15 protein-coding genes are annotated in these 19,012 nt (G+C 63.7%); 10 read left to right on the plus strand and 5 right to left on the minus strand.

Annotated features, from left to right (window positions below; all coding sequences use genetic code 11):
- Nucleotides 1-136 precede the first annotated feature (136 nt).
- The 6 genes from C9990_RS10970 to C9990_RS10995 all read left to right on the plus strand — a co-directional run bounded on the left by C9990_RS10970 (nt 137) and on the right by C9990_RS10995 (nt 7,081).
- Entirely contained in the window at nt 137-1,720 is a 1,584-nt protein-coding gene (locus C9990_RS10970) for an ABC transporter substrate-binding protein (RefSeq protein WP_065904090.1), read from the plus strand.
- The gene (locus C9990_RS10975; protein ID WP_106803296.1) at nt 1,717-2,694 is read left to right on the plus strand and encodes an ABC transporter permease; all 978 of its coding nucleotides are present in this window, start codon (nt 1,717-1,719) and stop codon (nt 2,692-2,694) included. Before C9990_RS10970 ends, C9990_RS10975 begins: the two co-directional genes overlap by 4 nt.
- A complete protein-coding gene (locus C9990_RS10980; RefSeq protein ID WP_106803297.1) occupies nt 2,694-3,521 on the plus strand; it encodes an ABC transporter permease in 828 nt (275 codons plus the stop codon). The genes C9990_RS10975 and C9990_RS10980 overlap by 1 nt, the downstream gene beginning before the upstream one ends.
- The gene (locus tag C9990_RS10985; RefSeq protein WP_106803298.1) at nt 3,518-5,182 is read left to right on the plus strand and encodes an ABC transporter ATP-binding protein; all 1,665 of its coding nucleotides are present in this window, start codon (nt 3,518-3,520) and stop codon (nt 5,180-5,182) included. The genes C9990_RS10980 and C9990_RS10985 overlap by 4 nt, the downstream gene beginning before the upstream one ends.
- Nucleotides 5,179-6,015, plus strand: coding sequence for an alpha/beta fold hydrolase (locus C9990_RS10990; protein WP_106803299.1), 837 nt, complete (start codon nt 5,179-5,181; stop codon nt 6,013-6,015). Before C9990_RS10985 ends, C9990_RS10990 begins: the two co-directional genes overlap by 4 nt.
- 145 nt (nt 6,016-6,160) lie before the next feature.
- On the plus strand, nt 6,161-7,081 hold the full coding sequence (locus C9990_RS10995) for an ATP-binding cassette domain-containing protein (RefSeq protein WP_106803300.1): 921 nt from the start codon (nt 6,161-6,163) through the stop codon (nt 7,079-7,081).
- A 2-nt stretch (nt 7,082-7,083) separates the two neighbouring features.
- Here the strand turns inward: C9990_RS10995 and arnT are convergent, their stop codons facing one another.
- Nucleotides 7,084-8,742 (minus strand): lipid IV(A) 4-amino-4-deoxy-L-arabinosyltransferase, encoded by a 1,659-nt coding sequence (arnT, locus tag C9990_RS11000; RefSeq protein ID WP_106803301.1) that lies wholly within the window; start codon nt 8,740-8,742, stop codon nt 7,084-7,086.
- Nucleotides 8,743-8,927: 185 nt separating this feature from the next.
- Nucleotides 8,928-9,608, minus strand: coding sequence for a histidine phosphatase family protein (locus C9990_RS11005; protein WP_106803302.1), 681 nt, complete (start codon nt 9,606-9,608; stop codon nt 8,928-8,930).
- A gap of 271 nt (nt 9,609-9,879) precedes the next feature.
- Between C9990_RS11005 and C9990_RS11010 the strand changes: the two genes are divergently transcribed.
- From C9990_RS11010 to C9990_RS11025, 4 genes are all read left to right on the plus strand, one after another.
- A complete protein-coding gene (locus C9990_RS11010; protein ID WP_065904059.1) occupies nt 9,880-10,539 on the plus strand; it encodes an ABC transporter ATP-binding protein in 660 nt (219 codons plus the stop codon).
- On the plus strand, nt 10,536-12,998 hold the full coding sequence (locus C9990_RS11015; protein ID WP_106803303.1) for an FtsX-like permease family protein: 2,463 nt from the start codon (nt 10,536-10,538) through the stop codon (nt 12,996-12,998). Before C9990_RS11010 ends, C9990_RS11015 begins: the two co-directional genes overlap by 4 nt.
- Nucleotides 12,988-14,052: a lipocalin-like domain-containing protein gene (locus C9990_RS11020; protein WP_106803304.1), complete on the plus strand. Its 1,065-nt coding sequence runs from the start codon at nt 12,988-12,990 to the stop codon at nt 14,050-14,052. The genes C9990_RS11015 and C9990_RS11020 overlap by 11 nt, the downstream gene beginning before the upstream one ends.
- A 195-nt stretch (nt 14,053-14,247) precedes the next feature.
- On the plus strand, nt 14,248-15,762 hold the full coding sequence (locus C9990_RS11025) for a hypothetical protein (protein WP_106803305.1): 1,515 nt from the start codon (nt 14,248-14,250) through the stop codon (nt 15,760-15,762).
- A gap of 59 nt (nt 15,763-15,821) precedes the next feature.
- Here C9990_RS11025 and C9990_RS11030 read toward each other — a convergent pair whose 3' ends face one another.
- The 3 genes from C9990_RS11030 to C9990_RS11040 all read right to left on the minus strand — a co-directional run bounded on the left by C9990_RS11030 (nt 15,822) and on the right by C9990_RS11040 (nt 18,539).
- Complete coding sequence (locus C9990_RS11030) at nt 15,822-16,919, minus strand: SMP-30/gluconolactonase/LRE family protein (RefSeq protein WP_106803306.1); 1,098 nt, start codon at nt 16,917-16,919, stop codon at nt 15,822-15,824.
- Nucleotides 16,916-17,593, minus strand: a complete 678-nt coding sequence (locus C9990_RS11035; RefSeq protein ID WP_106803307.1) for a sterol desaturase family protein — start codon at nt 17,591-17,593, stop codon at nt 16,916-16,918. Before C9990_RS11035 ends, C9990_RS11030 begins: the two co-directional genes overlap by 4 nt.
- Before the next feature lie 82 nt (nt 17,594-17,675).
- Nucleotides 17,676-18,539: a LysR family transcriptional regulator gene (locus C9990_RS11040; protein ID WP_065904037.1), complete on the minus strand. Its 864-nt coding sequence runs from the start codon at nt 18,537-18,539 to the stop codon at nt 17,676-17,678.
- Nucleotides 18,540-19,012 lie beyond the last annotated feature (473 nt).

Genomic DNA, 19,012 nt, shown 5'->3' on the forward strand with positions numbered 1-19,012 from the left:
TTTTTGCACACTCACGCAGGCCGCTGTGGTTTTTTCATCACCTTGCCGGGCCATTGGCTCAGCAATCCCCTGCCAATACCCCCATGGCACAGCCCTTGCAAAATCCCTCGCCTGTCTTTCCAGTCGAGGAGCCTTCATGCGCCCATTTTCTTTCCGCCGTGCCCTCACGTCCGTGGCACTGTGCACCGCGTTGCTGGCCGGCCAGGCACTGGCGCAACCCCAGGACGGCGGGGTGCTGAACCTGGTGGCCCAGCCGGAGCCGCCATCGCTGATGCACGGCGTGGTCAGCCACGTGTCCACCCAATACGTGAGCGGCAAGGTGCTGCAGGGCCTGTTGACCTTCGACACCGACCTCAACCCCAAGCCGGTACTGGCCAAGGCCTGGACGATTTCCCCCGACGGCCTCACCTACACCTTCGACCTGCAGGACGGCGTGCATTGGCACGACGGCCCGGCGTTGACCGCCGATGACGTGGTGTTCAGCTTCCAGACCTTCTACCCCGAGGTCGACAAGCGCCTCGGCGGGATCATCACCGAATACGTCGACAGCATCACCGCCAAGGGCCCGCTGCAAGTGGTCTTCCACCTGAAGAAACCCTTCGCGCCATTGCTCTCGGCCCTCGGCAGCGGCCTGCGCCCGGTGGTGCCCAAGCACCTCTATGAGCACACCGATTTTCGCAACAACCCCTACAACCTCAAGCCGGTGGGCACCGGGCCGTTTGTATTCGTGGAGTGGAAACGCGGCGCCTACATCAAGCTGGCCAAGAACCCCAATTACTGGAAAAAAGGCCTGCCGCACCTCGACAGCATCATCTTTCACGTGATCCCCGATGGCTCTTCGCGCGCCGCCGCGTTCGAGCGCAATGACGTGCAAGTGCTGCGCAGCGGTGATGCGGATTACGCCGACCTCAAGCGGCTCAGCGCCTTGCCGAATGTGCAGTCCTCGGAGAAAGGCTGGGAGCTGTATGCCGGCCTGGCCTTCCTGCAGATCAACACACGCAAGCCACCGCTGAACAACCCCAAGGTGCGCCAGGCGATCCTGTATGCGCTGAATCGCCAGTTCATCGTCGACAATATCTTCTTCGGTTCGGGCAAGGTCGCCCAGGGTGAGTTTGTCTCGACCACGCCGTACCACGACCCGCAGTTGCCGCAGTACACCTATGACGTGAAAAAGGCCAAGGCGCTGATTGCCGAATCCGGCGTGGACGTCGGCGCGGTGCGCATCCGCCTGCTCAATGGCGAGAAGGGCGGTGCCTGGGAGCGCCTGGCCGAATACACCAAGCAGGCCCTGCAGCCGTTGGGCTTCAAGGTGCAGGTGGTGACGTCCGATGCGGCGACCTGGTTCCAGCGCGTGAGTGATTGGGACTTTGACCTGACCTACAACTTTATCTTCCAGATCGGCGACCCGTACCTGACCAGCGCCTATCTGTTCCGCTCCGACTACATCCTCAAGACCTCGCCGTTCGCCAACGTCAGCGGCTACAACAGCCCCGAGGCGGATGCGCTGTGGAGCAAAATCGCGGATACCCCGGAAGGCCCCGAGCGCAAGCAGCTCTTCAGCCAACTGGAGAACGTACTGAACACCGACCTGCCCATCGCGCCGATCTTCGAAATGCGCTACCCGACGCTGTTCCACACCCAGGTGAAAAACCTGCTGCAGACTGCCACCAGCCTTAACGAGGACTACGAAAGCGTGTACCTCGAGGCGCCGGCACCATGAATGGCGTGCTGTATATCGGTGGGCGCCTGGGCAAGGCGCTGCTGATGGTGGTGGCCGTGCTGGTGTTGAGCTTTTTGTTGATTCACCTCGCGCCGGGTGACCCGGCGCTGCTGCTGGCCGGCGAGGCCGGGGTGGATGATGTGCAGTTCATCGAGCAATTGCGCCAGACCATGGGTTTGGACAAACCGCTGCTCCAGCAACTGCTGATTTACCTGGGCAATATCGCGCACCTCGACCTCGGTTACTCCTACCGCAACCAGACCGCGGTGTGGTCGCTGATCGCCGAGCGCTTGCCGGCGACCCTGGCGTTGATGGGCTCGGCGTTCGTGCTGTCGTCGGTGCTGGGGGTGACCCTTGGCGTGCTCGCGGCGCGCGCGCGGCAGAAGCGTCATTGGCTCGACGGCCTGATCTCCCACGGCGCCTTGCTGCTGTATGCGATGCCGCCGTTCTGGCTGGCGATGCTCCTGATCCTGCTGTTCTCGGTGAGCCTGGACTGGTTGCCGGCGTTTGGCATGGAGACCGTGGGCCGCGACTTTTCGCTGCTTGATCGCCTGCAGCACTTGCTGTTGCCGTGCCTGTCGCTGAGCGTGATGTTCCTCGCGTTGTACATCCACCTGACCCGCGCCGCCGTGCTCGATGCCCTTGCCCAGGAGTACGTGCGCACCGCGCACGCCAAGGGCTTGCACCCACGGCGGATTCTCTGGGTGCATGTGCTGCGCAACGCGTTGTTGCCGGTGGTGACCTTTGCCGGCTTGCAACTCGGCCAGCTGGCCAGCGTCGCCTTGCTGGTGGAGGTGGTCTATTCCTGGCCCGGCATCGGGCGCTTGATGTATGACTCGCTGGCCCAGCGCGACTATGGCGTGTTGATGGGCGGCTTCCTGGTGATCTCGATGCTGGTGGTCGGTTTCAACGTGTTGACGGACGTGCTCTGCCGCGTGCTCGACCCGCGTATTGGCGCTGGAGGGCAGGGCTGATGCGGTTGTTGAAGCGCTTTGTGCGCCAACCCTCGGCGCTGCTCGGCGCGGTGTTTTTGCTGGTGCTCGCCGCCTTGGCGATTGCTGCACCGTGGCTGACCAGCAGCTCGCCGTGGGAAATGAACAGCCAGCCGATGCTGGCGCCGTTCCATGATCCGGCCCATTGGCTGGGCAGCGACCTGCTTGGCCGCGATCTCGGCATCGGCTTGCTGTATGGCGCGCGAGTGTCACTGGCCGTGGGCGTGCTGACCAGCCTGGCGACCTTGCTGATGGGCCTGCTCGTGGGCGCCATCGCCGGCTACTTCGGCGGTTGGGTAGACGGCGTGCTGATGCGCATCGCCGAGTTCTTCCAGATCATCCCGCAACTGGTGCTGGCGGTGATCCTGGTGGCGGTGCTGGAACCGTCCCTGGGCACCATCGTGCTGGCGATTGCACTGGTGGCGTGGCCGGCCGTCGCGCGGTTGGTGCGCAGTGAATTCCTCACCCTGCGCCAGCGCGAATTCGTGCAGGCGGCGCGGGTGCTGGGCCAGTCGCCGTGGGGGATCATCAGCCAACAGATCCTGCCGAATGCGCTGGCGCCGTTGCTGGTGGTCATGACCTTTGTGATGGCCACGGCGATCCTCACCGAATCCGCCCTGGCATTCCTCGGCCTCAGCGACCCCGAGGCGATGAGCTGGGGCTACATGATCAACGCCTCCCGTGGCCTGCTGCGCGATGCGTGGTGGATGAGCTTCCTGCCGGGGCTGGCAATTGCATTGTGCGTGCTGGCGGTGAATCAGGTCGGCGAAGGCCTGCGCGTGGCATTTGAACCAGAGAGGTCGCTATGACGTTATTGAGTGTCGAGCACCTGCGCATCGCCTTGCCGCCGGGAGCCGACCGCAGCCATGCGCTGTATGACCTGTCGCTGCAGGTGCGCAGCGGCGAATGCCTGTGTGTGGTGGGCGAGTCCGGGTCGGGCAAGTCGATGTTGGCCAAGGCGCTGTTGCGCCAGTTGCCGCGCCCGTTGAGCGTGCAAAGCGGGCGACTCCTGTTTCGCGGCGAAGACCTGGCGGCGCGCAGCGAAGCGGCCATGCGCGAACTGCGCGGGCGCCACATCAGCATGGTCTTTCAGGAGCCGATGAGCGCGCTGAACCCGCTGTTGCGGGTGGGCGAGCAGATCGATGAAACCCTGCGCGCCCACGGGGTGAAATCCGCCAGTGCACGGCGCGCCCGGGTGGTGGAGTTACTCGGCTATGTCGGCCTGCCGGACCCTGAGCGCCTGCGCCTGGCCTATCCGTTCGAGCTTTCCGGCGGTCAGCGCCAGCGCGTGGTGATCGCCATGGCCCTGGCGTTCGATCCGGCGCTGTTGATTGCCGATGAGCCAACCTCGGCCCTGGACGTGACCACCCAGGCGCAGATCCTCGAGCTGTTGCGCCGCATCCAGCAGGACAAGGGCATGGCGCTGCTGTTTATCACGCATGATTTTGCCGTGGTCGAGGCGATTGCCGACCGCGTGCTGGTGCTGGAAAAGGGCCAGGTGGTGGAGCAGGGCAGCGCCCGGCAGGTATTGCGCGAGCCGCAGGCCGCCTACACGCGGCAATTGCTTGCGGCAGTGTCGGCCCAACCCTTGGCACCGCGCACTACGGTGGACGGTGCGGTGGTGCTCAAGGCCGAGCGACTGGGCAAGGTGTTCAGTCGCCGCACGGGCTGGTGGAGCAAGCACACCACGCGGGCGCTGGACGCAGTGGGGTTGCAGGTCCGTGAAGGCGAGACCCTCGGCATTGTCGGTGAGTCGGGCTCGGGCAAATCCACCCTGGGCCGCTGCCTGGTGCGCTTGCTGCGCGCCGACAGCGGCCAGATCGAATGGCTGGGCCAGGACGTTGCAGGGTTGTCCGAAGCCCGCCTGCGCCCGTTGCGCAGCGAAGTGCAAATGATCTTCCAGGACCCGTTTGCCTCGCTCAACCCACGCCAGACCGTCGGGCGCATCATCATGACCGGACCGTTGGTGCAGGGGCGCACCCGCGCCGACGCCGAACAGCGGGCGCGGGCCTTGCTGGAACTGGTGGGCCTGCCCGCCACGGCGTTCGAACGCTATCCCCATGAGTTCTCCGGTGGCCAGCGCCAGCGTATCGGCATCGCCCGCGCCTTGGCGGTGGAGCCCAAGGTGCTGATCGCCGATGAGTGCGTTTCGGCCCTGGATGCGTTGATCCAGGTGCAGATCCTGGAGCTGTTGGAGTCGCTGCAACGGCGGCTGAAATTAAGCATCATTTTTATCACCCATGACCTGCGTGTCGCGGCGCGTCTGTGCGACCGCATTGCGGTGATGCAGAACGGCCGGGTGGTCGAGCAGGGCGACACGGCGACGCTGTTTGCCGATGCGCGCCATCCCTATACCCGGACCTTGTTGCACTGTGGCGGTCGGCTTGCCGGCGATAGCGCCCTGTCGAGCGCTGCCACGTCCGAATCTTTCATCGCCGGCACACCGGCGCCTACCCAAGGCTGTGTATGACGTTCTCTTTTGCCGATCTACCCGTGGTGCGCGGCGAGTTGCTGGAAATCCGCCCCAATCGCACCTTGAGCATTGCCCACCACGTGGGCACCACCCAGGCCGACACCGTGGTGTTTTTCTGCCATGGCGCCGGCGGCAACAAGGACCAATGGCGTCTGCAATGGCCGGCGCTCAAGGCCGCAGGCTACAGCTTGGTGGCCTGGGACCTGCTGGGCCATGGCGACAGTGGTCGGCCACGCAATGCCCAGGCCTACGCCTGGTCCGAGCTGGTGGCCGACTACCTGGCGATCCTGCAGCGCTACGCCGGCACGCGTAACCTGCTTGTCGCGCATTCCTTCGGCACCGGCCTGAGCCTCAGCGCGTTGCTGGCCAAGCCCACCGCGCGCATCGACGCAGCATTGCTGTTGGGCGCGCGCCTTCACCGCCCTGTGGTCAACGGCGGGTTGATGGCCTTGCCGGCGTGGCTCCTGGAATGGCTGCGCCCGGTCTTGGCCAAGGGCTTTCGCAAGCATGCCTGGCATGCCTCGGTCGACCCGGCGCTGGTGGCTTACGAAGAGAAACTCACCGAGCGCAACCGCCTGCACATGTTCAAGGCCCTGACCAGTAAGGCCCAATGGCCGGATGCGCAACAGATCCCCGGTCTGACATTGCCGGTCAGTGTGCTGGCCGGTGACAGCGATGGCCTGACCCCGGCCAGCGGTGGCCAGGCGCTGGCTGAACAATTGCCGAATGCTGACTTCCAGCTGCTGGAGGCCTGTGGTCATCAATTGATGCTGGAGAAGCCTGCCTTGGTGCTGAAAGCATTCAACAAACTGCTGGCAAGGCGCTTATAACTCAAAATCTTTTTGCTATGCGATTCAGCTATTGGATTGTTCATAAGGTAATGCATTTAATCCGAGGCCTAACTCATTGTTGTGCGGAATAAATCAGCGCCCTCGTGCGTTGCAATGAGCCATCGTTACGCCTTAGAGATTCGCCATGAGCAACCTCGTTGCCCCCGTGCCCCTGGTCCGCCTGCTGGACCTGAGCAAGTCCTTTGGTGCCCAGCGGGCGCTGGATCAGGTCAATCTGGATATTTATCCGGGGGAAGGGGTGGCGGTTTTGGGGGCCAGCGGCGCGGGCAAGTCGACCCTGGTGAAAATCCTCAGCGGCAGCCTCGCGCCGGACACTGGCGAAGTGTGGGTGGAGGGGCAGCGCCAACGTTTCACCTCGCCGCTATCAGCGCGCCGCGTTGGCATTGTGGCGGTGCACCAATGTCCCGATGATGCCATCGCACCGGGGCTGAGCGTGGCCGAAAACCTGTTGCTCGACGAACTGGGCCAGCCTGACGCCGACTTCCTGCTCAACCGCAAAAGCCTGTTGCAACGTGCCGAAGCCATCGCCGCCGGGCTGGGCCTGGAGCTGCCGTTGCAACTCCCGGTAGAACGCCTGGGCCAGGCAGACCGCCAACTGCTGGTGCTGGCGCGCGCGTTTGCCCTGCACCCCAAGCTGCTGATTCTCGACGAACCCACCGCTGCCCTCTCGGCCGCCGACGCCGAACGCCTGCTCGGGCTGATCGACAGCCAGCGCGCGCGTGGCGTGGCGATCCTCTGCATCTCGCAACGGCTGTCTGACCTGCAACGGGTGACCAACCGTGCGATTGTGCTGCAGCAAGGGCGCCTCACCGGCGACCTCAATACCCGGCATCTGCCGAGTGCGGCTTACACCCTGTTTGGCGACACGGCCGAACATCCACCCATCACTGCGGACAAAGCCTTGCCGGTGCCATTCCTGGAACGCTTTACCCGCGCCGGGTTTATCCGCAACCGGGCGGAGGGGCGGGCGGTGCAGGAGCAGGTGCTGGGCAGCGGCGTCGCACCGACCGAAGAGGTCAGCCCTGCAACGTCCAAACCGCGCTGACCTCACTGCAACGGCGGATACACAATCAATTCCAGATAGCCTTTGTGATAACGCTTGCCGCCTGGCGGCAGTTGCCCGGCCTCGCGCATTTCACTGGTGCTGTTGACGCGCATCAGCACACCGACCGAACCGTGCTGGCGGGCCTCGCTGATCCAGGCCTGGACCTGTTCCAGTTCCACCTTGCGGTGCATCGAGCCCGCGTACTGCAAGCCGTAGCGCAGTTCACCTTCGGTGTCGTACAGCGACACTTGCGTGCGCTTGAGACGCCAGGCCAGGGCGCTGGCGTTTTCCAGGGAGTTGGCCAGCAACGCCTGGGTTTGCTGCAGTTCGTTCATATGCTCCAGCACGAACTGGTCGGGCATTTCGTTATCGGCGATCTGCGCCGGCATGCTCGCCGGCAACAGGATCACCAGCAAGCCAATGCCCAGGGTCGGCATCGCCCACAGCGTCAACGGACGGAAGGCTTGCAGCAGGTTGCTGAGGATCCACACCAGCAGCACGATAAAGGCCAGGGACAGGCCGAACATTTCGGCATGGCTGTGGCCATACAGCGGCCGGGCGATTTGCAGGTAGATCAGGCCGATCATCGCGGCCATGCCGATTGCGAAGTTGAGCAGGCCATTGAGGCTGATCGTGCGTGCGCGGCCGTTGTCGAGCAGGTCGACCAGCGTGTGCCCCATCAACAGCGCCAGGGGCAGCAGGCACGGCATGATATAGGTCGGCAGTTTGCCGTTGCTCAGGCTGAAGAACCCCAGTGGCAACAACAGCCACAGGGCCAGGAAGGCGATCGCCGGCTGGCGCTTTTCGCGCCAGGTGGTGCGCAGGGTCGAGGGCAGCAGGCCGGCCCAGGGCAGGCAGGACACGGCGATGATCGGCAGGAAAAACCACCACGGGCGTACGTGCTGCGCATCGTCGGCGCTGAAGCGGCGAATGTGTTCATTCCAGAAAAAGAAGCGCCAGAAGTCCGGTTCCTGCAGATGGATCGCCACCACCCAAGGCAGGCACACCAGGACCGCCACGCCCACGGCCAACGGGCCATAGCGCAGCAATTCGCCCAGGCGCCGTTGCCAGAGCATGTAGGGCACGGCAATCAGCACCGGCAACGCCCACGCGAGGAACCCCTTGGTCATGAAGCCCATCGCGCAGGCCAGGCCCACCACGGCCCAGGCTAGCAGGCGTCCACGGGTGCTGGTGCTGTCGAGCGCAAACCACAGGGCAACCAGGCTGAGGTTGACCCACAGGGTAAATTGCGGATCGAGGTTGGAATACCCGGCTTGCCCGGCCACCAGGCCAAAGCTCAGGTACAGCAGGGCGCAGGCGAAAGACTTGCGCGGGGTGTTCCACAGGCGGCGGGCGATCACATAAGCCAGTAGCACACTCAAGCCGGTGGTCAGGGCCGAGGCGATGCGCACACCGAACAGGTTCTGGCCGAACACGGCCTGGCCCAGGGCGATCAGCCAATAGCCGCCGGCGGGTTTTTCGAAATAGCGAATGCCCATGTAATGCGGCGCGACCCAGTTGCCGCTCAGCAGCATTTCCTGGCTGACCTGGGCGTAGCGGGTTTCGTCCGGGGTCCACAGGCCGTGCAGGCCCAGCGGCAACAGGTAAAAGGCGGCGAAGGCCAATAACAACAACGGCAGGGGTTTGAATCGGATCGTCACAACGTCGCTCCTTGACGTGTACTGGCAAACATTTGCAGTAAGGAAGTAATAGCGGAAAACATCAAAACGTTCACTGAGTGACAGAAGATATTCATGACGTCCTTAATTAAAAGGCGCAACTAAACATGCCAGAACATGGCTGTCTTTTTGCTGAACATAGAGGGTGGCGGCGGGCAGGAAAGTACTTACAGTTGTTTTAACGCGGCCGGCCAGTCCTGATTATTGACCAGGCCCAGGGTCTTGAATTTGCCGTTGGGCAAGACTTGCACGAACAGCGCGCTGCCGTACTCGGGGAAGGTGGCGTGGGGGAAACCCAGGGTGGTTTCGAAGTCGGCGATGCAGCCGCTGTGGGTGACGAACACCAGGTTGCGCCCCGGGGTCTTGTGGCTGAGCAACTCTTCGCCCATGGCCGCACCGCAGACGGCTTGCTGGCCGGAGGTCAGCTCGTTTTTACCGAACATGAACCGCAGGGTCTGGGCGGTCCGAATGGCCGGGCTGGCGAGCACATCGCTGCCGTCCATGCCCAGTGTCTTGAAGGCCTTGCCGAGGTTTTCGGCTTGTTGGCTGCCTTTGATCGTCAGGCCTTCCACCGGCCCCAGGCAAGCATTCGACGAGCGGTCGCAGCGCTCTTCATGGCGCACCAGCACGATCAGGTCGCCGTCGCGCCACAGCGGCAGTACCTGGGAGGTCAGCAGGCGGTTGCCCACCCCCAGGTCACGCGGTGACGCCGGCCACAGCAGGCCGGCGGTAAGCAACAGGCTGATCACTACAATCCCCAGCCACAGCGGTTGCAGTCGCTTGATGACGGCCCTGCGCGAGCGTGGTTTGGTCAGGGTCAGGTCAACCACTTCATTCACCTTGGGCACTGTTGGCAGTGTTGTATTAGTTAGCTGACGCAACGTGTTGGCGAATGCCTGCAGTATGACTTGAGGCTGGCACAGGACGGCTGTCTTTTCGCTGAACACGTGGCGGGTAAAAGTTGTCAGGCGTGGCAACTAACAAGTTGCCGATACCTGACGCTTGGCCGGTAATTTAAAGTGCGGTGGGTGGGCAACCGGTGAAATCCATGTGAAAAATTTGCGTGGCCGCCATCACCAGCCGTTATTCTCGATGGCCACCCCTCACACGAGTGTTCCCATGCTGCAGGTGCAAGGTGTTTTCAAAAGCTATGCCACGCCCCAAGGCCCGTTGGCGGTGTTGGCCGGTGTCGACCTGCACCTGGCCGCGCGCAGCAGCCTGGCGTTGATGGGCGAATCCGGCAGCGGCAAGAGCACGCTGCTGCACCTGGTGGCCGGGCTCGATCGGGTGGACGGCGGCAGCATCCAGGTGGGCGAGCAGCGGCTCGACCAACTCGGCGAAGCGCAACTGGCGCATTGGCGACGCACTGAAATCGGCCTGGTGTTCCAGCAGTTCAACCTGATCGGCAGTTTGCGCGTCGACGACAACCTGGCATTCCAGGCGCGTCTGGCGGGGCGCTTCGATGCCCGGTGGCAGGCGCAACTGGTGGAGCGCCTGGGCCTGGGTGACTTGCTCAAGCGTTATCCGGAACAACTCTCGGGTGGCCAACAGCAACGGGTGGCGGTGGGGCGCGCACTGGCTTCGCGCCCGGGGTTGCTGTTGGCCGACGAGCCCACCGGCAACCTCGACGAAGCCACCAGCGACGAAGTCCTGCAACTGTTGCTGGACCTGCTGCGTGACAGCCCCACCAGCCTGTTGATGGTCACCCACAGCCCGCGGATCGCTGCGCGACTGGACCGCCAGGTGGTGTTGCATCGCGGACAGGTGGTGCCGACGTGAGTGTGTTTTATTGGACGGTGCGCGCCTTGCTCAGCCATTGGCGGCGCCATCCGGTGCAGTTCTTCAGTGTGCTCACCGGCTTGTGGCTGGCCACCGCCCTGTTGACCGGCGTGCAGGCCCTCAACAGCCAGGCGCGCGACAGTTATGCGCGCGCCAGCCAGTTGATCGGCGGCGAGCCCCAGGCCAGCCTCAGTACGCCGGACGGCGCGAGTTTCCCACAGGTGCTGTTTGCCCAATTGCGCCGCGCCGGGTGGCCGGTGTCGCCGGTGGTACAGGGGCGGGTGCAGCTCCAGGGCCACGAGGACATGCGCCTGCAACTGATGGGCATCGACCCGGTGTCACTGCCCGGCAGTGGCGCAGTGGCGGGGCAGCGTCTGAGCCAGGCGCAAATGCTGGCGTTCTTCGATCCGCCGGGGCGTACCTGGATCGCGCCGCAGACCTTGCAGGCCCTGGGGCTGCGCGCCGGTGAGCAGCCGCTCACGCTGAACGGGCAGCGCCTGCCACCGTTGCAAGCCCAGCCGGACATGGCGCCGGGGTTGTTGCTTACCGATATCGGCTTCGCCCAGCCGCTCCTGGCGATGCCCGACCGACTGTCACGACTGCTGGTAGACAAGGCGTTTGCCGCCCGCCATCCCACGCCACCTGCCGAACTGCAACTCAAGCAGGGCGAGGACAACAACCTCGCGCGCCTCACCGAGAGCTTTCACCTGAACCTCGACGCGCTGGGCTTCCTGTCCTTCGTGGTCGGGCTGTTTATCGTGCACGCGGCCATCGGCCTGGCCCTTGAGCAACGGCGCGGGCTGCTGCGCACCCTGCGTGCCTGTGGGGTGAGCGCACGCATGTTGATCCTCGGCCTGGGCGTCGAGTTGGGCGCCTTGTCGTTGCTTGGCGGTGTGCTCGGCGTCGCCAGTGGCTACCTGCTCGCGAGCTTGCTGCTGCCGGACGTGGCGGCCAGCCTGCGCGGCCTGTATGGCGCCGAAGTGCCAGGGCAATTGAGCCTGAGCCCAGGGTGGTGGCTGGCGGGACTCGGCTTGAGCCTGCTCGGTGCCTTGCTCGCCGGTGCCAGCAGCCTGTGGCGGGCGGCGCGCCTGCCGTTGCTGGCGCTGGCCAATGCCCAGGCCTGGCACGAGGCCCACGGGCGCTGGTTGCGACGCCAGGGTTGGGTCGCGGGCACGGCCTTGCTGATCGCGGTGCTGGCGCTGTGGCTGGGCGATAGCCTGGCGGCCGGTTTTGTGCTGATGGCCGCGCTGCTGCTCGGCGCCGCCCTGGGTTTGCCGGTACTGCTCAATGCCTTGCTCAAAGCGGTACTGGGACGCAGCCGCTCGGTGCTCGGCCAATGGTTTCTCGCCGACTGTCGCCAGCAATTGCCGGCCTTGAGTCTGGCGCTGATGGCCCTGCTGTTGGCGCTGGCAGCGAATATCGGCGCGGGCTCGATGACCTCGGGTTTTCGTCACACCTTCAATAACTGGCTGGAGCAGCGCCTTACCGCCGAGCTGTACCTCAATCCCCAGACCCCGGCCCAGGCAGCACAACTCAACACTTGGCTCAAGCAACAACCGCTCGTGCAGACCGTGCTGCCGACCTGGCAGGTCGCGGTGCAATTGCAGGGCTGGCCGGCGGATCTGTTTGGCGTGGTCGATGACCCGACCTATCGCCAGCACTGGCCATTGCTGGAGGCGGTGAGTGAGCCGTGGGATCAGTTGCAGCACCACGACACGTTGATGCTCAGCGAGCAATTGGCGCGGCGGCTGGCGATCAAGCTGGGCGACACGCTGAGCATTCCCACGCCGCAGGGCGTGTGGTCACCGACGCTGGTGGGGATCTACGCCGATTATGGCAACCCCAAGGGCCACATGCTGGTCAATGCCGCACACCTGCTGGCTCACTGGCCGACGCTGTCACCGGCGCGGTTCAACCTGCGGGTGTTGCCGGCGGATGTGGCGCCGCTGGTCCAGGCCGTGCAACGGGCCTTTGCCCTGGAAGACAGCCGCATCGTCGATCAACAGCAGCTCAAGGGCTGGTCGAGCCAGGTGTTCGAGCGCACCTTTGCCGCCACCGCGGCGCTGAACAGCCTCACCCTCGGCGTGGCCGGGGTGGCACTGTTCATCAGCCTGCTGACCCAGAGTCAAAGCCGCCTGGGCCAACTCGCACCGCTATGGGCGCTGGGCGTGACGCGCCGCCAATTGATGCTGCTGAACCTGGGCCAGACCTGGCTGCTGGCGGTGCTCACGCTGATCCTGGCATTGCCCCTGGGCTTGCTGCTGGCGTGGTGCCTGGATGCGGTAATCAACGTGCAAGCGTTTGGCTGGCGCCTGCCCCTGCAGGTGTTTCCTTGGCAACTGGCGCAATTGCTCGGGCTGGCATTGCTCGCCACGTTGCTGGCCTCGGCCTGGCCGTTGTGGCAGTTGTACCGCAGCCGTCCGGCGGACCTGTTGAGGACGTTTGCGCATGAAGATTAAATCCTTGCTGTGGCTGGCGCTGTTACTGGTGAGCGCGTGCGACCAGGCGCCCGCACCACCGGAAAGTTTCGCCGGCCTGGGCAGCGATGCGGCGGACTTCACCCAGGTAGTGCCGGGCAAGGTCTTCAGTTTTCCCGAGGACCATGGGCCGCATGCTGGCTTTCGCATTGAATGGTGGTACGTCACCGCCAACCTCAAGGATGCGCAGGGCAACGTGTTTGGCGTGCAATGGACGCTGTTTCGCAACGCCCTCAAGGCCGGGCCGACGCAAACCGGCTGGCAGGACGCGACAGTCTGGCTCGGCCACGCCGCCGTCACCTCAGCCACCCGCCATTACGCCGCCGAACGCTACGCGCGCGGCGGCGTTGGCCAGGCTGGCGCCCAGGCAGTGCCGTTCAACGCCTGGATCGACGACTGGAACTTCGCCAGCCGCCCCGGTGCCGTGAGCCCCTTGGCCGATATGCAACTCAAGGCCAGCGGCGCGCACTTCGCCTATGACCTGCACCTGACTTCCAGCCGCCCGCTGGTGCTGCAGGGTGATAACGGCTACAGCCGCAAATCCGATCAGGGCCAGGCCTCGTACTACTACAGCCAGCCGTTTTTCAGTGCCAGCGGCAGCGTGAGCATCGACGGCCAGGTGTATGAAGTCACGGGCCCGGCATGGCTGGATCGCGAATGGAGCAGTCAACCCCTGAGCGCGAGCCAGACCGGCTGGGACTGGTTCTCCCTGCACCTGGACCGTGGCGAGCAGTTGATGCTGTTTCGCGTGCGGCAAACCGATGGTGGGTCCTACCTGACCGGCACCTGGATCGACCACGAAGGTCACACCCAAACCCTGCACAACGCCGATATCCAACTGACCCCGTTGGACACCACGACGCTCGACGGGCGCAAGCTGCCTACGCGCTGGTCCCTGAAAATTCCCGGCAAACACCTCGACATCACCCCTGAAGCCGTCAACCCCAACGCCTGGATGAACCTGAGCATTCCGTACTGGGAAGGACCCGTGCGGTTCGACGGTGGGGTGGGTTACCTGGAAATGACCGGTTATTAGGGTGTTTCTGTAGGGGCTGTTTCTTCTTCAGGTAGGCAGCTTCCTAAATGCAATTCGATCGCCCTGGGCTGGTGTCCGGGGCGGGGTCGTTTTTTTCGAAAAAATACTGTACATCCATCCAGTCTTATCCTACATTCCATCCCAGGTGACCGGATGTCACCTGAGCTTCACTTTTTAACTATGGATGGATAAAAAATGAAATCGAAAAAAGCTCTCATGCTGGGCGCGGCCATGGCGGCCACCTGCTTTGTCTCGGCCTTTGCCCTCGCTGAACAATACCCTCACCTGGCTGCGCAAGCGGCGTCTCCCACGGTCAAGCACGGCTTGAAAAGCGCTGTGAAGATCAACGCCAACAAGGCGACGGCTGCCCTCAAGCAGCAACTGCTGGCGGGGGCCCAGCAGAAGAAACCATTGTTTGCCGCCAAGGCGAAAGCCGACTCGGTGGTCGAAGACAACACCGCGCCGGCCAGGGTGACCAAGGTACAAAAAGCCACGGCCCAGTCGGCACCCGCCGTACAGGCCGCGCTGGTCCAGGGTTGTGAACAGACGCTGGATATCAACTCTCTCTACACGATCAATGGCGTACAAACCGGCGACCTGCTGTGCTACCACTTCAACCTGCCGCAGAAAGCGCGGATCAACGTTCTGCTGGTCAACCAGACTGCAGGCACCGATATGTCGTTGTCGCTGTTCCAGGACGATGGCCAGGGCAATCCGCTGCCCCTGGGCACTTCCAATAACCCCGGCACCGGCGATGAAAGCCTTGGCGGCGTGGTGCCGGCCGGTGACTACTACTGGTTCATGGAGGCCAACGCGGCGGTCCAGGGGTCGAGCTTTCAGTTCGGGGTTGCGGTCGATACCAACCTCGACGCCTATGAGCCCAATGACACCCCGGACACAGCCTTCCAACTGCCGGACACTCTGAACTACATCAACGGCAATGCCGACAGCCTGGATGACGTCGATTACTTCGATTTCACCGCCGTCCGTGGGCAGAGTGTCGGTATTGCGCTGACGGCCGATGCGGCCAGTGGCAGCACGCGTAACAAGTGGATCCTCGAGCGTTTCGATGGCGGCCAGTGGGTCACCGTGGGTGCCAACGTCGTGTCGACCTCGATCCCCAGCCCGGGCGTCGGTGGCGTAGTCAAGGTGCGTGTGCGGCCGAACCAGCACCCCAATGAGCCGTGGAGTGCGACGGGCAAGTACAACCTGTCGTTTGGTTCCAACCCGCGGGTCAACAGCCCGGATGTGAAGGGCGAGGCGAACGTGTTGCGCATCCCGTATTCGGCTTCCAACGTGGGCTATGGCTACATGACCACCCAAGCCTATCGGGACCTGACCTGGACCATGGGCCTGTCGGACAGCACCGGTGCACCGCTGGTGGGCCTGCACCCGATCGTCTATCTCGACCAGCGCATCGACCCGGCCAACGGCGACATCGTCTACAAGGCGTATTCGGCAGCGACCGACAGCTCGGGGCAAGCCTCTGGCACGATCAATGTGGGCGCGTGCAGCGGCGGTGATTTCCAGACCACCTTTGTCGATTACTCCCAGGGCTACAACAACACCTGGCGTACCGACTTCAACTACGGCGTGTGGCGCATGGAAGTGCTGGAATACCCGGGCATCGGTGTCGGTGGCGAGAATACCCAGTTCGTCAGTTTTGGCCACCTGTGCAAGCAGACCCTGCTGAGCAGCACCAAGAGCTGACATGATTGACCCGTAGTACCCAGGGCATACAGGCCAGGCGCCTGTATGCCCTTTTTGCGTTATGGCGCCAACGCCAGCTTCAACGGCAGGCGCGCCATGCTCGTGCTCTTCAGCGAACCCAGGTACAGCCACTCGCCATACTCCCGGGCGGTGGTGATCGGCGAGTAATTGCCGGTGCTGCCATCCTGCAGGTTGGCGATGACGTTACCGTCGGTGTCCAGCCCCAGCACGAAGGCTTTGCGCTCGATCGGCTTGGGCACCACCATCAGCGCCCGCACCATGACTTTGCGCAGCAGTGGGTAGCCGGCAAAACTGTCCAGCAGTGGATTGCGCGGCGAGTAAAGTGCCACCCAGAAGCGGTCCTGGCCGTTGAAGCTGAGGTTGTCCGGCAGACCGGGCAGGTTGTCGATAAACAGGTCGTGCTGCCCAGCGCGCTCGCCCTTGAGCCAATAGCGGCTGATGCGATAGGCACCGGTTTCATTTACCAGTACATAGTTTTCCTCCGGCCCCAGGGCCACGCCGTTGGCGAATTGCAACTGGTCGAGCAATACCTCGGTGTTGCCGTTGCTGAAGTCATAGCGCAGCAGCCGGCCGTCGCCGCCGTGCTCGATCACTGCCTCGCCGTCCTGGCCATAACCCCAGCGGCTTGAAGCATCGCTGAAGTAGGCATAACGCCCGCTGGCATCCACCGTGACGTCATCGGTAAAGCCAAAGGGCACGCCATCGGCGGCGGTGCTCAGCGACGTCAGTTGGCGATGGGCGTCGAGCGCGAGCAAGCCCTTGATCCCGTCGGCAATGATCAAGCGCCCATCCGGGTGCAGCGCCATGCCCAGCGGGCGCCCGCCGGTATTGGCCAGCACTTCCAGGCTGCGGCTGTCGGGCGAGGTACGGATGATGCGCCCGTCGTGCAGCCCGCTGATCAGCAATCCCTGGGCATCCATCAGCAACGCCTCGGGCCCGTCGATGCCCTGGGCACCGATTTTCTGCACGCCCTTGAGGCGTTGGTTTTCCGCGTAGGCGCCGTCCTGCAGGGAGGGCGCCTTGGGCGGTGTCCAGTTCACCGGTTGCACCTTGGTGGGCATCAGCAGCAGAAACGCGATCACGACCAGCAGCAACATAAACAGCAGATGACGCAGTTTTCTGGGACGGGTACTCATGACGATTCCTGGTTGTCGTGGGCGCCGGGCTCCCAGTACAGGGTGCCGAACAGGTAATCCATCAGCGGCATGACGATATTGAAGTTGCGCCCCTGCATCAGCTCGCGGCGGTGATGCAGCGCGTGCAGGCGGTGCATCTGGCGAATCCACGGCAGGCGCGCCAGCGGGTGCTCGACAGGCAAGTGCTCGCAGGCGTGGAACACTTCGTACAGCAAGTAGCCGAGAATCATGCAGCCGGCAAACAGCCCGGCGACGTTGGGACTCAGTTGCTTGAGCAGCCACCAGGCGGGCAGCGTGATTGCCAGGCTGTGCAGCACGATCAGCCAGGCCGGGAACAGGATTACGCGCCAGTCCCTGGGGCTGTCGTAGGTCATGTGCCCGGGGGTGAAGAAACTGTGGTGATCGCCGGTGTGGCGGGCGTAGAACAAGCGGGCGAGGGCGTGTTTGTGGTGGCCGAGGTGACGGTGCACGAGGTAGATGCACAGGTTGAAAAACACCAGGGTCAGGGGAACGCTCAGCCACTGGAGCGCGGTGATGTTGTCCGTGGAGGACCAGGCCAGGGTGATGCACAACGCCCCATAACCGAGGACGAAACTGGCGTGCAGCCAGGGGTTGTAAAGAGGGCTGACGGCCGCGCGGTAACGTGCGCGGAAGGTCTCGGTGGGATCGGGCATGAGGGGCAGCTCAGGGTTTTTTTATTGGAAACTGAGCTTAGTTGGTGCGCGCAATTGTGCGAGTTTTTGCCCCGTGCGCGGGTTAAATCAAGGGGTCCCAGCGTTGCGACCAGTCACTCTCGGCCTTGACCACGTCGCGCAGTAACGCCAGGGCCTGTTGCAGCACTGCCGAGTCGCGCGCCCGCGAATACACCACGAAGGTCGGGAAGTTGAATTCCGGGGCCTTGGGCACGCGCTGCATCACGCCGCTGTCCAGGTAGCTTTGCACCACCCGCGTGCGGAAGTAGCCGGCGCCGCCATTCTCCAGGATGTACTGCAACGCCAGCGGCCCGAGGTTGAAACTCAGCGCGGCACGGGCCCGGTCGGGCAGGGCGGCGTCATGCTGCTGGCGAAAGCCCGGGCCCCAGTCGATGTAGACGTACGGGTCCGGCTTGCTCACCAACTGCACCAGGATGAGTTTTTCTTCCAGCACCTGCTCGACCTGCAGCCCAGGCCAATATTGGGGTTGGAACACCAGTGCGGCATCGAGCACACCGAGTTCGAGTTGGCGCAGCAGGTATTCGCCCTCACGCACTTCGGTGCGCAGCGCGTGCCCAGGGATCTGTTCGCGCAGGGCCTGGGCCCAACCGAGCATCAGTGGGTTGCACAGGCTCACTTCACCGCCGATATGCAGCACGTTGCGATAGCCATCGGGCAACGGCAGGTCACGCCGCGCGGCTTCCCAGGTTTGCAGCAGCTGGTTGGCGTACACCACAAAGGCCTCGCCGTCGGCGGTCAGGCGCGCACCGGCGCGGTTGCGGATAAACAGCGTGCTGCCCAACTGGCTTTCCAGGCTCTTGACCCGCGCGGTGATGGCGGTCTGGGTAACGTGCAGCTTCTCGGCCGCGGCGGCGAGGCTGCCGCAGCGGGTGATTTCGAGGAAAGTGCGTGCCAGTTCGATGTCCATGAAACCCCCGGGAATGAATGGGCACAGTGTAATGGAATGCGATCAAGACCGGGGGCGGGTGCCCACTACAGCTCCTACAGGGGATTGGCGGTGTTTCCCTGATTTCAATCCCTTGTGTGATCGCAGTAGCCGGCGCGACGCAGCTCAAGTGTGGGAGTTGTCGAGCCCGAGCGAGGCTGCGAAGGCGGCGGCATTGCTGGCATTTTCTGCGCCTGAGACACCGCTTTCGCAGCCCGCTAAAGCTCGACAACTCCCACAGGGGATTGGCGGTGTCGGCCTGATTTCAATCCCCTGTGTGATCGCAATATCCGGCGCGACGAAGCTCAAGTGTGGGAGTTGTCGAGCCCCAGCGAGGCTGCGAAGGCGGCGGTATTGCTGGCATTTTCTGCGCCTGAGACACCGCTTTCGCAGCCTGCTGGGGCTCGACAACTCCCACAGGGGGTTGGCGGTGTCGGCCTTATTTCAATCTCCTG

This window comes from Pseudomonas sp. S5D5 (assembly GCF_003013355.1).
Lineage (GTDB): Bacteria > Pseudomonadota > Gammaproteobacteria > Pseudomonadales > Pseudomonadaceae > Aquipseudomonas > Aquipseudomonas aylmerensis.